Annotated in this window: 16 protein-coding genes; 9 read left to right on the top strand and 7 right to left on the bottom strand. The window is 69.4% G+C overall.

The genetic code is table 11. The annotated features are described in order from the left end of the window. Positions 1 to 95: 95 nt before the first annotated feature. On the top strand, positions 96 to 965 hold the full coding sequence (locus IM787_RS16050) for a YihY/virulence factor BrkB family protein (protein WP_193677684.1): 870 nt from the start codon (positions 96 to 98) through the stop codon (positions 963 to 965). Here the strand turns inward: IM787_RS16050 and ggt are convergent. From ggt to IM787_RS16070, 4 genes are all read right to left on the bottom strand, one after another. Next, positions 962 to 2,764 carry a gamma-glutamyltransferase gene (gene ggt, locus IM787_RS16055; RefSeq protein ID WP_193677685.1) on the bottom strand — a complete coding sequence of 601 codons (1,803 nt, stop codon included), beginning with the start codon at positions 2,762 to 2,764 and terminating at the stop codon, positions 962 to 964. The two genes, IM787_RS16050 and ggt, sit on opposite strands and share 4 nt — an antisense overlap. Before the next feature lie 66 nt (positions 2,765 to 2,830). Beyond that, positions 2,831 to 3,589 carry a 3-hydroxyacyl-CoA dehydrogenase gene (locus IM787_RS16060; protein ID WP_193677686.1) on the bottom strand — a complete coding sequence of 253 codons (759 nt, stop codon included), beginning with the start codon at positions 3,587 to 3,589 and terminating at the stop codon, positions 2,831 to 2,833. A 95-nt stretch (positions 3,590 to 3,684) separates the two neighbouring features. Next, positions 3,685 to 4,728: an extracellular solute-binding protein gene (locus tag IM787_RS16065; protein ID WP_193677687.1), complete on the bottom strand. Its 1,044-nt coding sequence runs from the start codon at positions 4,726 to 4,728 to the stop codon at positions 3,685 to 3,687. Between the two features lie 286 nt (positions 4,729 to 5,014). Further along, positions 5,015 to 5,569, bottom strand: coding sequence for a phasin family protein (locus IM787_RS16070; protein WP_193677688.1), 555 nt, complete (start codon positions 5,567 to 5,569; stop codon positions 5,015 to 5,017). A 180-nt stretch (positions 5,570 to 5,749) separates the two neighbouring features. Here IM787_RS16070 and IM787_RS16075 point away from each other — a divergent pair, with 180 nt between their 5' ends. The 3 genes from IM787_RS16075 to IM787_RS16085 are packed head-to-tail and all read left to right on the top strand — an operon-like array spanning position 5,750 to position 7,847. Further along, positions 5,750 to 6,679, top strand: a complete 930-nt coding sequence (locus IM787_RS16075; RefSeq protein WP_193677689.1) for a histone deacetylase family protein — start codon at positions 5,750 to 5,752, stop codon at positions 6,677 to 6,679. Beyond that, entirely contained in the window at positions 6,676 to 7,122 is a 447-nt protein-coding gene (locus tag IM787_RS16080; protein WP_193677690.1) for an acyl-CoA thioesterase, read from the top strand. The genes IM787_RS16075 and IM787_RS16080 overlap by 4 nt, the downstream gene beginning before the upstream one ends. Beyond that, a complete protein-coding gene (locus IM787_RS16085; RefSeq protein WP_193677691.1) occupies positions 7,119 to 7,847 on the top strand; it encodes a nitroreductase in 729 nt (242 codons plus the stop codon). The genes IM787_RS16080 and IM787_RS16085 overlap by 4 nt, the downstream gene beginning before the upstream one ends. On the opposite strand, the gene IM787_RS16090 is transcribed toward IM787_RS16085, so the two are convergent. Further along, positions 7,844 to 8,419: a hypothetical protein gene (locus IM787_RS16090; protein ID WP_193677692.1), complete on the bottom strand. Its 576-nt coding sequence runs from the start codon at positions 8,417 to 8,419 to the stop codon at positions 7,844 to 7,846. The two genes, IM787_RS16085 and IM787_RS16090, sit on opposite strands and share 4 nt — an antisense overlap. Then, a complete protein-coding gene (locus tag IM787_RS16095; RefSeq protein ID WP_193677693.1) occupies positions 8,416 to 8,676 on the bottom strand; it encodes a CsbD family protein in 261 nt (86 codons plus the stop codon). Before IM787_RS16095 ends, IM787_RS16090 begins: the two co-directional genes overlap by 4 nt. Positions 8,677 to 8,861: 185 nt before the next feature. Here IM787_RS16095 and IM787_RS16100 point away from each other — a divergent pair, with 185 nt between their 5' ends. The 4 genes from IM787_RS16100 (at position 8,862) to IM787_RS16115 (ending at position 13,752) form a co-directional block, all read left to right on the top strand. Beyond that, positions 8,862 to 10,271, top strand: coding sequence for a sodium:proton antiporter (locus IM787_RS16100; protein WP_193677694.1), 1,410 nt, complete (start codon positions 8,862 to 8,864; stop codon positions 10,269 to 10,271). 3 nt (positions 10,272 to 10,274) lie between these two features. Further along, entirely contained in the window at positions 10,275 to 11,255 is a 981-nt protein-coding gene (locus IM787_RS16105) for a 2-hydroxyacid dehydrogenase (RefSeq protein ID WP_193677695.1), read from the top strand. Positions 11,256 to 11,273: 18 nt separating this feature from the next. Then, entirely contained in the window at positions 11,274 to 12,593 is a 1,320-nt protein-coding gene (locus tag IM787_RS16110; protein WP_193677888.1) for a DNA recombination protein RmuC, read from the top strand. A 64-nt stretch (positions 12,594 to 12,657) separates the two neighbouring features. Further along, positions 12,658 to 13,752 carry an MFS transporter gene (locus IM787_RS16115; protein ID WP_193677887.1) on the top strand — a complete coding sequence of 365 codons (1,095 nt, stop codon included), beginning with the start codon at positions 12,658 to 12,660 and terminating at the stop codon, positions 13,750 to 13,752. Here the strand turns inward: IM787_RS16115 and IM787_RS16120 are convergent. Then, positions 13,730 to 14,593: an LOG family protein gene (locus tag IM787_RS16120; RefSeq protein ID WP_193677696.1), complete on the bottom strand. Its 864-nt coding sequence runs from the start codon at positions 14,591 to 14,593 to the stop codon at positions 13,730 to 13,732. The two genes, IM787_RS16115 and IM787_RS16120, sit on opposite strands and share 23 nt — an antisense overlap. A gap of 92 nt (positions 14,594 to 14,685) precedes the next feature. Here IM787_RS16120 and IM787_RS16125 point away from each other — a divergent pair, with 92 nt between their 5' ends. Beyond that, positions 14,686 to 15,366 (top strand): hypothetical protein, encoded by a 681-nt coding sequence (locus tag IM787_RS16125; protein ID WP_193677697.1) that lies wholly within the window; start codon positions 14,686 to 14,688, stop codon positions 15,364 to 15,366. Positions 15,367 to 15,369 lie beyond the last annotated feature (3 nt).

The following is a 15,369-nucleotide window of genomic DNA, read 5'->3' on the forward strand; positions in this document are numbered from 1 at the left end:
CAATCTAGGGCAGGGCGCGCGCCGGGCCATGAGGGGAAAGCCGGAGGGCGCGCGGTCTCCCCCGCGACAGCGCGAGGGGCGGCATACTCGGCTGCATGCGCGTGCTCAGCCCCGCCGGTGCCTACGTGCTGGCCCACCCCGGCACCTTCGCCCGGCGGGTGGTGAAAGGCTTCCAGTCCAACCAGGGACTCCTCCTCGCAGGGGCCGTGGCCTACTACGCGCTGCTCTCGGTGGTGCCGCTGCTCATCCTGGTGGTGATCGCCCTGTCGCACTGGGTCGAGCAGCGCGAACTGCTGGAGACGCTGGGCCGCTACCTCGAATGGATCATCCCCGGCCAGTCGCGTGCGATCGTCGCCGAGCTGTCCAACTTCGTGGAGCATCGCAGCGTGATCGGCTGGCTGCTGCTGGGCACCATGCTGTTCTTCAGCTCGCTCGCGTTCACGGTGCTGGAGAAGGCCATGGCCGTGATCTTCCTGCACCGCTTCGCGATCCGGCGGCGGCACTTCCTCGTGTCCGCGCTGCTGCCCTACCTCTACATCCTCTCGCTGGGCGTCGGGCTGCTGGTCATCACCTTCGTGGCCGGCGCCATCCAGGCCATGGGCGAGAACAGCATCCGTTTCCTCGGCGGGGAGTGGTCGCTGGAAGGCTTCTCGGGCGTGCTGCTGTACCTGCTGGGCCTGTCCGGCGAAATCTTCCTGCTGACGTCGATCTACATGGTCATGCCGGTGGGGCGGCTGTCCTGGCGCCATGCGCTGCTGGGCGGCGTCACCGCGGCCCTGCTGTGGGAGGTGACGCGCCGGGTGCTGGTCTGGTACTTCAGCACCCTGTCGACGGTGAGCGTGGTGTACGGCTCGCTCACCACGTCCATCATCGTGCTGTTCAGCCTGGAGATCGCCGCGACGCTGCTGCTGCTGGGCGCGCAGGTGATCTCCGAGTACGAACGGATCGAGCGGACTTCAGGCTAGTCGCCCATCACGATGCCTTCGCGGCGCGGGTCGGCGCCGCCCAGCAGCACGGGCGTGCCGTGCGCGTTGCCGACGGTGATGGCCTGCAGGCCGCTGGTGAGCGCCTGTTCGCGCACTTCGGCGCCGCGCGCGCGCAGCGCTTCCACGGTCGCCGGCGGGAAGCGCTTTTCCTCCAGCAGCGACGGCCCGTTCAGCGACGCGAAGTTGGGCAGGTCGATCGCCTGCTGCGGCGTCAGGCCCCAGTTGAGGACGCCGTAGAGCGTCTTGGCGGTGAAGTGGATGATCAGCGCGCCGCCCGGGCTGCCGCCCGTCATCACGAGCTGCCCGGTGGCCTTGTCGAACACCAGCGTCGGCGCCATCGACGAGCGCGGGCGCTTGCCGGCCTGCACGCGGTTGGCAATCGGCCGTCCCTGCGCATCCGCGGGGGCGAAGCTGAAGTCGGTGAGTTCGTTGTTCAGCAGGAACCCCCTGACCATCTGGCGCGAGCCGAACTGGTCCTCGATGGTCGTCGTCATCGCCACGGCATTGCCCTGCGCGTCGACAATGCTGATGTGAGAGGTGCCGAACTCCGGCTGGTCCGGCATCGGCGCGTGGCCGGTGACGGCGGCCGGCGTGCCAGGCTGCGCCGTCTTCATGCTGGGGCCGTTCGGCTGGATCAGGCGCGCGCGCTCGGCCAGGTAGCTCGGGGCCAGCAGGCTCGTCCAGCTGCCGCCCGGGGGCTGCACGAAGTCGGGATCGGCCACGTACTGCGCGCGGTCGGCGAACGCCAGGCGCGACGCCTCGGTGTACAGGTGCAGCCATTGCGCCGACGGCAGGCCGTCCTGCAGCGGCAGCGTGGCGGCCGGGGTCTGGTTCAGGATGCCGAGGATCTGCCCCACCGCGATGGCGCCGGACGAAGGCGGCGGGAAGCCGCAGACCTGGAAGGTGCGGCCGTGCGAGGCGTAGTCGTGGCACAGCGGCGCGCGCTTCTTCGGCTGGTAGGCCGCGAGGTCGGACAGGTTCATGCGGCCCGGGTTGGTCGGGTGGCGCTGCACCTTGTCGACGATCGCGCGGGCGATGTCGCCTTCGTAGAAGGCGCGCGAGCCTTCGGCGGCGATGCGGCGCAGCACCACGGCGAGTTCCGGGTTGCGCAGCAAGTGGCCGACGGCGTGCGGCTCGCCGTCGGTGCGGTAGAAGTAGGCCGCGGCGGTCGGGTCTTTCTTCAGGTGCGCTTCGCCCTTGAGCAGCGTGTTCAGGCGGGGCGAGACCTTGAAGCCGTTCTCCGCGAGGGTGATCGCCGGCTGGAACAGCGTGGCCCAGGGCAGCTTGCCGTGCTGGCGGTGCGCCGCCTCCAGCATGCGCACGGTGCCGGGCACGCCGACCGAGCGGCCGCCGACCACGGCGTCGTGGAAGGCGAGCGGCTTGCCGTCGGCGCCGATGAAGAGGTTTTCGTCCACGGCCGACGGCGCAGTCTCGCGGCCGTCGAACGCCTCGATCTCCCGGCCCCTCGCGTGCAACAGGAAGGCGCCGCCGCCGATGCCGCTGGATTGCGGTTCGACCAGGGTCAGCACCATCTGCACCGCGATCGCCGCGTCGATCGCCGAGCCGCCGGCCTTGAGCACCTGGTAGCCGGCGTCGGTGGCCAGCGGGTTGGCCGCGGCAACGGCGAACTTCGTGGTCGCCCAGCCCGGCTTGGCCGTGATGCCGGAAGCGGCCTCCGGCTGGTCCGGGACGGTGTAGGAAAAGTGGGAGGAGGGGGTGCTGGCGCAGGCGGCCAGCAGGCTCGCGGCGGCGAGCCAGGAAAGGACGGGGCGGCGCATGGGTTCTCTTCTCCTGGAGCGGTGTGTTGTCCAGGCACTATAGGGCCGTGCCGCCCCGCCGGGTGCTTACTTCGGCGCCATGCGGATCGCGCCGTCGAGGCGGATCACTTCGCCGTTGAGCATGTCGTTCTCGAAGATGTGCTTGGCAAGCTTGGCGTAGTCCTCCGGCGTGCCCAGGCGCGACGGGAAGGGCACGCTGGCGGCGAGCGCGTCCTGCACTTCCTTGGGCATCCCGAACAGCATGGGCGTGCCGAAGATGCCGGGAGCGATCGTCATGTTGCGGATGCCGTTGCGGGCGAGGTCGCGGGCGATCGGCAGCGTCATGCCGACCACGCCGCCCTTGGAGGCGCTGTACGCGGCCTGGCCGATCTGGCCGTCGTACGCCGCGACGGACGCCGTGGAGATCATGCAGCCGCGCTCGCCGGTGGCTTCGGGCTCGTTCTTCGCCATCGCCTCGGCGGCCAGGCGGATCATGTTGAAGCTGCCGACCAGGTTGACCATGATGGTCTTGCTGAACACGCCCAGGTTGTGGGCGCCGTTCTTGCCGACCGTCTTTTCCGCGGGCGCGATGCCGGCGCAGTTCACCAGCCCCATCAGCTTGCCGAGGGACACCGCCCGGGCCACCACGGCCTGGCCGTCGGCTTCCTGGCTCACGTCGCACTTCACGAAGGCACCGCCGATGTCCTTCGCCACCGCCTCGCCCTTGTCCACCTGCATGTCGGCGATGACGACCTTGCCGCCGCTGGCGGCGAGCATGCGCGCCGTGCCTTCGCCGAGGCCGGACGCGCCCCCGGTGACGATGAACACCTTGCCCTTGATTTCCATCTCTGCTCCTGATGCTTGACGTTGACGTGAACGTCAATTATCGGACATGAAAAAGCCCGCACGAGGCGGGCTGGCCGAAGTTTCCGTCCCGCGGCTTATTTGAATCCGACGCGGTCCAGCATCTGCTGCACCTTCACCGTGTTGGCGCCGACGGCCGCCAGCGGGATCGTCTCGGCCTTGAAGTCGCCGCCGCCGCTCATGGCCTGCAGCGCGGGGTTGTTCACCTTCACCCCCTTCGCGGTGGGCCATTCGTTGTTGCCGTTGGCGAAGTAGTTCTGCGCCTCCGCGCTGGCCAGGTACTCGAGGAACTTCACCGCGTTGGCGGTGTTCTTCGAGTGCTTCGCGACCGCGCCACCGGCGATGTTCAGGTGCGTGCCCCAGGAGGACTGGTTGGGGAACACCACGCCCACGCGCTCCATCAGCGCCTTGTCTTCCGCATTGCTGGAGCGCAGCAGGCGCGCGATGTAGTAGGTGTTGCTGACCGCGACCTGGCACTCGCCGGCGCCGACCGCCTTGATCTGGTCGGTGTCGCCGCCCTTGGGCGCGCGCGCCATGTTGTCGACGATGCCCTTGAGCCAGGCTTCGGTCTTCTGCTCGCCCACGTGCTGCATGACGGAGCCGAACAGCGACAGGTTGTACGGGTGCGAGCCGGAACGCAGGCAGACCTTGCCCTTGTTCTTCGGGTCGGCCAGTTCCTCGTAGGTGTCGACGTCTTCGCGCTTGACCTTGACCTTGTCGTACACGACGACGCGGCCGCGGGTGGAGAAGCCGAACCAGCTGGTGCCTTCGGCGCCGGGTTCCGCGCGGTACTGCGGGGGAATCGCGTTCTCCAGCACCGTGGACTTGACGGGCTTGAACAGGCCGTCCTGGTCGCCGCGGTAGAGGCGGGCGGCGTCCACCAGCAGGATCACGTCGGCGGGCGACGCGGTGCCCTCGGCCTTCAGGCGCGCCAGGATGCCGGCGTCGTCGGCGTCGACCCGGTTGATCTTGATGCCGGTGGCCTTGGTGAAGTTGGCGTAGAGCGCCTCGTCCGTCGAGTAGTGGCGGGCGGAGTACAGGTTCAGCACCTGTTCCTGCGCGGCGACGGAGGTGGCGGCGGCGATGAGCAGCGTCGCGATGCCTGCGGCCTTGGCGATCATTCGGTCTTCCTTTTCACGGTGGGCGTCCCCGGGGGACGGATCCCGGGATCATAGAACAAACGCGAATCATTCTCAATCGCGCGAGACGCGGCCGCGGGCATGAAAAAGGCGGTCACCGTTGCCGATGACCGCCGAAGGGATCCTGAACCTGCCGAAGGCGTCGAAGGATCCGAGGAGACAACCTGAAGGGACTCCGCCAAATCGCCGGAGTGTCCTTGGGATGCGTTGCGACGCGCGGAGTTCCTGCGCCAGCCAGGCTGGCGTCAGGAAATCTGCAGGTCCGGCCTCAGGCGGCGCGCTTGGCGCGGCCGGTGGTGGCCTTCGAGGCGTTCACGGCCTGGCTGGCCACGGCGTTGAAGTTGGCTTCGGCGACGTCGGCGGCCTGCTTGACGGCCTTCTGCACGGATTCCAGGGCGTTGTTGCCGGCGGCAACCGCGCTCTTGAACACGGCGACCGCGGTCTCGGAACCAGCCGGGGCGTTGCGGGCGGCGTTGTCGACGACGGCCAGGAACTTCTTCTGGGCGTCGGAGACCTGGCCTTCGAAGGCCTTGCCGAACTCGGCGCCGGTGGCGGCCGTGATGTCGTACAGGTGGCGGCTGTAGGCCGCGGTCTTCTCGGCCAGGGGCTGGAACAGCGCGGCCTGGAGGGCCAGCAGTTCCTGCGCATCCTTGGCGCTCATGACGGTCTGGGCGGTCTCGGCGGCTTCCTGCAGCGCCAGCTTGGAGGCGGTGACGTTCAGGTCGACGAGCTTCTCGACGCCTTCGAAGGCCTTGGTGGTCAGGCCGAAGAGGGTTTCGACGTGGGCCTTCTGGGCGGCGAGGATCTGTTCGGGGGTCAGCATGCGGTTTCTCCTGGAGGGGTAGGGGGTGTCTTCCACTGCCCTGAACCGATGTTGCAGTGCAGCATGGATAGAAGTATAGGGGCGTGGAACCCCATTGCAAGCCCTTTTTGCTGCGGCGCAGCAAAATAGTCCGCCCTCCCTAGGAACCTCGGGCGGCGCCGGCCCGGGACAATGGCCCGGATGCAGGTTTTCTACGCCAACCAGTTCGTGCTGCCGCTGCCGCCGGGCCACCGCTTCCCGATGGAGAAGTACCAGCTGTTGCGCGACCGGCTGGCCGCCGAGCTGCCGCAGATCCGGCTGATGCGGGCCGAACCCGCCAGCGACGGCGAACTGGCGCTCGTCCACACGCCGGGCTACATCCAGGCCATCGGCGACGGCAGCGTCGACCCCAAGGTGATGCGCGAGATCGGCTTCCCCTGGAGCCCGGCGATGGCCGAGCGGGCCCGGCGCTCCGTCGGCGCGACGATCGCGGCCAGCCGCGCGGCGCTGCGCGAAGGCCTGGCCGCCAACATCGCCGGCGGCACGCACCATGCCTATCCCGACAAGGGTGGCGGCTTCTGCGTGTTCAACGACGCCGCCGTGGCGGCCCGCCTGATGCAGGCCGAGCACGCGCGCCGGCGGCGCACGCCGCTCCAGGTCGCGATCGTCGACCTCGACGTGCACCAGGGCAACGGCACCGCCCGCATCTTCCGCGACGATCCCTCCGTGTTCACGCTCTCGCTGCACGGCCAGAAGAACTTCCCGTTCCGCAAGGAGGCCAGCGACCTCGACGTCGACCTGCCGGACGGCACCGGGGACGACGCCTACCTGCACGCGCTCGAACGCGCACTGGAGGAGCTGTCGCACCGCTTCGATCCCGAGTTCGTGATCTACCTGGCGGGCGCCGACCCGCACGAAGGCGACCGGCTGGGCCGCCTGAAGCTGTCCTGGGACGGCCTCGAGGCGCGCGACCGGCGCGTGTTCGACTGGGCCTGGCAGCGCGGACTGCCGCTGGCTTTCGCGATGGCCGGCGGCTACGGCACCCGCATCGAGGACACGGTGCAGGTGCAGGTGAACACCTTTTCCGCGGCGGTCGACCATGCGCTGCGCTGGCACAATCGCCCGCGATGAGCGAACCGACTCCCGCGAAGCCGCAGCCCGAGGGGCGCGCCGGCTACAAGGCCTTCCGCACGATCCCGACCCGCTGGATGGACAACGATGCCTACGGGCACGTGAACAACGTCGTCTACTACAGCTGGTTCGACACCGCCGTGAATGCGCACCTGATCGAGCGGGGCGTGCTGGACATCCACCGCGGCGAAACGATCGGCCTCGTCATCGAGACGCAATGCAACTACTTCGCGTCCGTCGAATTCCCGCAGGTCGTCGAAGCCGGGCTGCGGGTGGCGAAGATCGGCAAGTCGAGCGTGCGCTACGAGGTGGGGCTGTTCCTCCTGGGCGAGGCGCTCACCGCCGCCAAGGGCCATTTCGTCCACGTCTACGTCGACCGCGCGACGCGCCGCCCCGCCGAGCTGCCCGCGCCGCTGAAGAAAGTGCTGGAGGCGCTGCAGTGAAGACATCCCAGGTGGCCACGGTGGTGGCCGATCCCGCCAGCGTCGACGACGCGATCGCAAGCCGCTTCTCGTGCCGCGCGTTCCTGCGCGACCGCGAAGTGCCCCGCGCGACCATCGCGGAGATCCTCGAGGTGGCCGCCCGCGCGCCGTCGGGCACCAACACGCAGCCCTGGAAGGTGTACGTGCTGCAAGGCGCGGCGCGCGACGGCCTGGTGGACAAGGTCTGCGCCGCCCACGATGCCATCTACGCGGATCCGGCCCTGGCCGCGGAGTACCGCGAGGAGTACGACTACTACCCCACGAAGTGGATCTCGCCGTACATCGACCGGCGCCGCGAGAACGGCTGGAGCCTCTACGGCCTGCTGGGCATCGCCAAGGGCGAGAAGGACAAGATGCATGCGCAGCACCAGCGCAACTTCCGCTTCTTCGACGCGCCGGTGGGGCTGATGTTCACGATGGACCGCATCCTCGGCCGCGGCTCGCTGATGGACTACGGCATGTTCCTGCAGAACATCATGGTCGCGGCGCGGGCGCGCGGTTTGCACACCTGCCCGCAGGCGGCGTGGAACGGGTTCGCGAAGATCATCCTGCCGCACATCGGCGCCGGGCCGGACGAGATGGTGGTGTGCGGGATGTCGCTCGGCCACGCGGACCTGCAGGCGCCGGTCAACGGCTTCCACACGCCGCGCGAGCCCGCGGCCGGCTTCACGCACTGGCTCGGCTAGCGCTGCTCGAAGCGGCGCTTCGCGTCTTCCAGGCAGGGCTGGCGGCCTTCGGCGGGCAAGGCCTCGCAGCGCTGGCGCGCGGCGGCGAGTTGCTGTTCGGCGAGCCGGTCGGCCTGGGCGGTGCGCTCCCGGACCGAGTTGTCCGACGCGATCACCTGCTGCATCACGTCCTTCTGCAGCTTCGCCTCGCGGCGCGCGTCCTCGAACACGCGCTTCGCGTCGTCGCGGCACACCGAGCGCGCCTGCCCATCGAGCGGCTTGCACTGGACCAAGGCCATCGAATAGGTGGCTTCCGCCCTGGCCAGGCGCAGCTTCTCGTCGTTGTCGGCACTCGGCTGGGCCTGCAGCCGCAGTTCGGCCGACTGGATGTCGCGCTCGCCGCGCGCCCGCTCGTTGCAGATTTCGCGGACGTGGCCTTCCACCCGCCGGCAGCGCGCCTGCGCCTGGTCGTACTGCTCCTCGATGCGGACCTTGTGCGCCTTGACCTGCTCCTCGTTGTAGGGGGTCGCGGCCAGCGCCGCGATGGCGCTGCAGGCGAAGGCCGCGGCGGCGGCGAGGCGCAGCGCTTTCATCGCGGACCTCCCTGGCGCCCGGGCCGGACCTGCGGCCGGTCGTCGTCCAGCCGGTGGTCCGGGCTCGTGCGCTCCCAGTCGGTGACCTGCCGGTCGGCCTCGTCCTTGGCCAGGCCGTGGCGCTGCTGGATCCGCCCGAGCAGCTGGTCGCGGCGGCCCGCGATCACGTCGAGGTCGTCGTCGGTGAGCTTGCCCCACTGTTCCTTGACCTTGCCCTTGAGCTGCTTCCAGCGGCCCTGGATGCGATCCTGGTTCATCTCCTGGTCTCCCGCGCGCGCCGCACGGCGCTCCTGCGGTCGATCGTCGCGCGGGCCCCTGGCTCAACCGGTAGGAAGCCCGCCGCACGGCGGGTAGGTTGCGGCCTACCCGCGGCTTCGATTCGGTATGCTCGGCGGGCTGCAAGAACAAACGGGCCGGCCTGCCGGCCGCAGAGGAGACCCCGATGAAGAATCTCCGGCCGCTGCTGTGGGCCGTTCCGCTGCTGTTGCCGCAAGTCGCGGCGGCCGCGGAGTTCGACGCCAGCCGGCTGTCCCCCGCCTGGGGCATCCCGTTCGCCGGCATCCTGCTGTCCATCGCCCTGATGCCGCTGCTGGCGCCCTGGTTCTGGCACCACCACTACGGCAAGGTCGCGGCGGGTTGGGCGCTGGCCTTCCTGCTGCCCTTCGCGGCCTTCTTCGGAGCCTCCACGGCAGGCATCGCGCTGGTCCACACGCTGCTGGCCGAGTACATCCCCTTCGTGATCCTGCTGACGGCGCTGTTCACGGTGTCGGGCGGCATCTACATCCGCGGCAACCTGCACGGCAGCCCGGGGCTGAACACGGCCATCCTGGCGATCGGCGCCGTGCTCGCCAGCTTCATGGGCACCACCGGCGCCTCGATGCTGCTGATCCGGCCGCTGATCCGCGCCAACGACAACCGCAGGCACCAGGCGCACACCGTGGTGTTCTTCATCTTCATCGTGTCCAACGCCGGCGGCTCGCTGACGCCGCTGGGCGACCCGCCGCTGTTCCTCGGCTTCCTCAAGGGCGTGGACTTCTTCTGGACGATCCGCTGGATCTTCCCGGAGACGCTGTTCCTGGTCGGCGCGCTGCTGGCGATCTTCTACGCGCTGGACTGGTGGTACTACCACCGGCGCGAGGAGGTGCGGCCCCAGGACCCGACGCCCGACACCCGCGGCTTGGGCTTCGATGGCGCGCGCAACTTCTGGCTGCTGGCCGCGATCGTGGGGCTGGTGCTGCTGAGCGGCTTCTGGAAGACGCCGGCCGGCTTCAATGTCATGGGGACGGACGTCGGCCTGGCGGGGCTGGTGCGCGACATCGGCCTGGTCGCCATCACCTTCCTGTCGCTGCGCATCACGCCGGCGGCGGTGCACGAGGCCAACCAGTTCTCCTGGGCGCCGATGCTCGAGGTGGCGAAGCTGTTCGCCGGCATCTTCCTGACCATCATCCCGGTCATCGCGATGCTGAAGGCCGGCGTCAACGGCCCGTTCGCGCCGATCGTCGCGGCGGTCACGCGCGCCGACGGCACGCCCGATCCCGCCGCCTACTTCTGGGCGACCGGCGCGCTCAGTTCCTTCCTGGACAACGCGCCGACCTACCTCGTGTTCTTCAACACGGCGGGGGGCGATCCGCAGGCGCTGATGACCACCTACGCGCCGGTGCTGGCCGCCATTTCGGCCGGCGCCGTCTTCATGGGCGCCAACACCTACATCGGCAACGCGCCCAACCTCATGGTGAAGTCCATCGCCGAGGACCGCGGTGTCAAAATGCCCAGCTTCTTCGGCTACATGGCGTGGTCGGGCGCGATCCTCGTCCCGCTGTTCATCGCCATGACCTTCATCTGGTTCCGCTAGACCATGACCCAACCCTCCATCCTCGTCGCCCGGGCCGTGTTCCCGGAAACCCTCGAGCTGCTGTCGCAGCATTTCGAGGTGGACAGCAACCAGGCCGACACCGTCTTCAGCAAGGCCGAACTCATCGCGCGCCTGCAGGGCAAGTGGGGCGCGTTCACCACCGGCAGCGAGCGCATCGACGCCGAGGTGCTGGCCGCCTGCCCGGACTTGAAGATGGTCGCCAACATGGCGGTGGGCTACAACAACTTCGACGTGCCGGCGATGACGGCGCGCCGGGTGGTGGCCACGAACACGCCCGACGTGCTGACGGAGACCACGGCCGACTTCGGCTTCGCGCTGCTCATGGCCACCGCGCGCCGGGTCACCGAGAGCGAACATTACCTGCGCGCGGGGCAGTGGAAGAAGTGGAGCTACGACATGTTCGCCGGCGCCGAGGTGCATGGCAGCCGGCTGGGCATCCTGGGCATGGGCCGCATCGGCCAGGGCATCGCCCGCCGCGGCGCGCACGGCTTCGGCATGGACGTGGTCTACCACAACCGTTCGCGGCTGGCGCCCGACCTGGAGGCCGCGTGCAAGGCGCGCTACGTCTCCAAGGAGGAATTGCTGAGGACTGCGGACCACCTGGTCCTGGTGCTGCCGTACTCGGCCGAATCGCATCATGCGATCGGCGCGAAGGAGCTGGACCAGATGAAGCCCACGGCCACGCTGGTGAACATCGCCCGCGGCGGCATCGTCGACGACGCCGCGCTGGCCCGGGCGCTGCGCGAGAAGAAGATCGCCGCGGCCGGCCTCGACGTGTTCGAGGGCGAACCCAAGGTGCATCCCGACCTGCTGGCCGTGCCGAACGTCGTGCTGACCCCGCACATCGCCAGCGCAACGATCCCGACGCGCAAGGCGATGGCCCGCCTCGCGGCCGACAACCTCGTCGCCTTCCACCAGCAGGGCCGGCCGCTCAACCCCCTCAACCCGGAAGTGCTGGCCTAAGTGGAAATCTGGATCGTGATGGCGCTGGCGATCGCCAGCGTCGTGCTGCTGGTGGCGCTGCTGCTGCGCAAGCCGCCGGTGCAGGACACCGGGCGGGTCGAGCTGATGGCCGCCAACGAACGCCTGGAACGCGAACTGCGCCGCGAGATCAGCGAATCATCGCGCGGCCTGCGCGGCGAGCTGACGCAGACGCTGGCCACCTTCCAGGAGACGCTGACGCGCCAGGGCCAGGAAGCGACGCGGACGCAGAATGCGCAGATCGACGCCTTCTCGCAGCAGCTCACGCTGCTGCAGAAGAACCTGTCGGACACGCTCAACAACCAGCTGCGCGACCTGAGCGAAGCCAACGCGCGCCGCATGTCCGAGGTGCGCGCGACGCTGGAGACGCAGCTCACCTCCATGCAGCAGACCAACGCGGCGAAGCTGGACGAGATGCGGCAGACCGTGGACGAGAAGCTGCAGACCACGCTGGAGGCGCGCCTGGGCGAGAGCTTCAAGCAGGTGGCCGACCGCCTGGAGCAGGTGCACCACGGCCTGGGGCAGATGCAGAACCTCGCGCAAGGGGTGGGCGACCTGCAGCGCGTGCTGACCAACGTCAAGACGCGGGGCATGTTCGGCGAGGTGCAGCTCGAGGCCCTGCTCGAGCAGGTGCTCACGCCCGAGCAATACGGCAAGCAGGTCGAGACCAAGCCGAAGAGCAACCAGCGCGTGGACTTCGCGGTGCGCTTTCCCGGCCGCAGCGCCGACGGCGTGCCGGTGTGGCTGCCGATCGACGCCAAGTTCCCGCGCGAGGACTACGAGCGCCTGCTGGATGCGCACGACCGCGCCGACGCCGCGGGCGTCGACAGCGCCGGCCGCGCGCTGGAGGTGCGCATCCGAGAGGAGGCCAAGTCCATCTGCGAGTACTACCTGTGCCCGCCGTACACCACGGACTTCGCCATCCTGTTCCTGCCGATCGAGAGCCTGTACGCCGAGGTGCTGCGCCGGCCGGGCCTGATGGACAAGATCCAGCGCGACTACCGGGTGACGCTCGCCGGGCCGACGACGCTGCTGGCGATGCTGAACAGCCTGCACATGGGGTTCCGCACCCTTGCGCTGGAACAGCAGGCGTCCGAGGTCTGGAAGGTGCTGGGTGCCGTCAAGACCGAGTTCGAGCGCTACGGCAAATGGGTCGAGGCGGTGAAGGACCAGGTGAACCGCGCCGCCGAGACCCTCGACAAGGCCGACACCCGGGCCAAGCAGATGCAGCGCGCGCTGAAGAAGGTGGAGGCGCTGCCCGAGGGCCAGGCGCAGGCCCTGCTGCCCCTGGCGGAGAACGGTGACGACAGCGACGCCTGAAGGCGGTGGCCTCACGCGCGAGCTCGCGCGCCTCATCGCCGGCCACGTCTTCCTGCACGCCTGCATGGCCGGCATGCGCATGGCCTCGCCGCTGCTGGCGCTGCGCGAGGGCTACAGCGAGGCCGCCGTCGGCGTGCTGCTGGCGCTCTATGCGCTCACGCAGGTCTTCCTGGCGCTGCCGGCGGGTCGCTATGCCGACCGCCATGGATTGAAGAACCCGGTGGCCTGGAGCGTGGGCGCTGCGACCTTCGGTGCGGGCCTGGCGGTGGTCTGGCCGGTCTTTCCCGTGCTGTGCGTCTCGGCGTTGCTCACGGGCGGCGCCACCGGTGCCGCGGTCATCGCGCTGCAGCGGCACGTGGGACGCGCCGCGCAGACGCCGCTGCAGCTGAAGCAGGTGTTCTCCTGGCTTTCGATCGGGCCGGCGTTCTCGAACTTCCTCGGGCCGTTCGCCGCGGGGCTGGTGATCGACCACGCCGGTTTCCGCTGGGCCTTCCTGCTGATGGCGGTGCTGCCCCTGGTGGCCTGGGCCTGGATCCGCCGCACGCACGAGGCCCCGTTGCCGCAGCGGCCGGCGAACGCGAAGGCCGGACGCGCCTGGGACCTGGTGCGCGAGCCGGTGTTCCGGCGGCTGCTGATCGTCAACTGGTTCCTGTCCTCGGCCTGGGACGTGCACACCTTCGTCGTGCCGGTGCTCGGGCACGAGCGCGGGCTGTCGGCCTCCGTCATCGGGACGATCCTGGGCGCCTTCGCCATCGCCGCCGCCGCCATCCGCGTGCTGCTGCCGGTGCTGGCCTCGCGGATCCACGAATGGGCGATGGTGGCCGGCGCGATGGTCGCCACGGCCCTGATCTATGCGGTGTACCCCTTCATGCACACCGCCGTGACCATGGGGCTGTGCTCGGTGCTGCTGGGCGTCGCCCTCGGCACGGTGCAGCCGATGATCATGAGCATGCTGCACCAGATCACGCCCCACGAGCGCCACGGCGAGGCCGTGGGCATGCGGCTGATGGTGATCAACGCCTCCAGCGTCGCGATGCCGATGCTGTTCGGCATGGCCGGCACCGTCGTGGGCATCAGTGCCGTGTTCTGGACGGTGGCGGCGATGGTCGGCGCCGGCTCGCGCCTGGCCTTCGGGCTCAGAGCCGGTAGAAGGTCTTGATCAGGTTCCAGGCCGTTTCGGGGTCGTCGGCGAACTGGAAGAGGTCGAGGTCGCCGGGCGAGATCACGCCTTCCTCCACCAGCACCTCGAAGTTGATCAGCCGCTTCCAGTAGTCCGAGCCGAACAGCACGATCGGCACCTGGCGCGCCTTGCGCGTCTGCACCAGCGTGATCACCTCGAACAGTTCGTCCAGCGTGCCGAAGCCGCCGGGAAAGGCGACCAGGGCCTTCGCGCGCATCATGAAGTGCATCTTGCGCAGCGCGAAGTAGTGGAACTTGAAGGACAGCGCCGGCGTGACGTAGGGGTTGGCGGCTTCCTCCATGGGCAGCGCGATCGACAGGCCCACGCTGATGCCGCCGGCCTCGTGCGAGCCGCGGTTGGTGCCTTCCATGATGCCGGGGCCGCCGCCGGTGCAGATGAACAGCTGGTCGCGCGGTTCCTTGTCGGCGCTGTAGTCGGCGACGATCTTGCCGAAGGCGCGGGCCTTCTCGTAGTAGTGGGCGTTGCGGGCCAGCGCCCTGGCGCGGCGGATCACCGTTTCGTCGCCGGCGGCCTCGGCGGCCTGCACCATCGCGGCGGAGGCCTCGGTGTCGCGGAAGCGCGCGCTGCCGAACACCACGATGGTGTTCTCGATGCCGTGGGCCTGCTGCTCCAGGTCGGGCTTGAGCAGTTCCAGCTGGAAGCGGATGCCGCGCGTTTCGCGGCGCAGCAGGAATTCGGGATCGACGAAGGCCAGGCGGTTGGCGTCGGGGTCGAGCGGCAGCCCGGCGTCCGAATGCGCCTTCAGCGTGGCCCAGGCGTCCGCCAGGCGGCGGTCGTGGATGTTGCGGGTCGAAGACATAGGGCCGATTGTGGCCGGAATCCGTGCAGGCCCGGCTGGGCGGCGGCGGGGGCGCGCGCTATCCTTGCGCCAAACGACCCGAGGGGAAGAGGTTGGACAACCCGGTGTACCACGTGGTGCTGGAGGGCCGCACGATCGGCCCGTACGACCGCCGCACCATCGTCGGCATGCGCATCAAGAAGACGCTGACCAGCGACCACGTGCTGGTCGGTGCCGACGGCGGCAAGCTGACGGTGGCCGAGCTCGTGCATGGCTCGCCGACCCAGCCGGCGTTCGAGCCCAGCCGCGGCGACGGCGCCGCCAGCTATTCCGTCGTCCAGGCGACCTGCCCGGCCACGCTGGTCGAAGTGGAAGGCAAGGGCTACGCCATCCCTCCCTTCAAGGGCGAACTCGAGGTGCGCGTGCAGACCAAGGTGCTGCGCATCGCCGGGCGCTACCGCGAAGGCCGCGCCTGGAAGGAAGACCGCGTGAAGTTCCCGCTGGAGGACATCGCCCATGCGCGCCTGCGCGGCAGCATCGTCGACCTCTGGGTGCGGACCTCGAAGGCCGGCGAGGGCCTGCAGCGGCTGACCCTCGACATGTTCTCGCCGGAGGCCGCCGGCGAACTGACCGAGAAGCTGACGCATTCCGCGCCCTGGCCGGGCAGCGAGCCGCTGGCGGGCCGGGCCGCGGCCGGCAGCACCATGCTGCATCCGCTGCTGTGGGCGGCCGTGGTCGGCAGCGCGGTGCTGGTCGGCACCATCCTGGTCTGGACGCTGACGCGCCGCTTCTGAGCG

Source organism: Ramlibacter pallidus (assembly GCF_015070875.1).
GTDB lineage: Bacteria > Pseudomonadota > Gammaproteobacteria > Burkholderiales > Burkholderiaceae_C > Ramlibacter > Ramlibacter pallidus.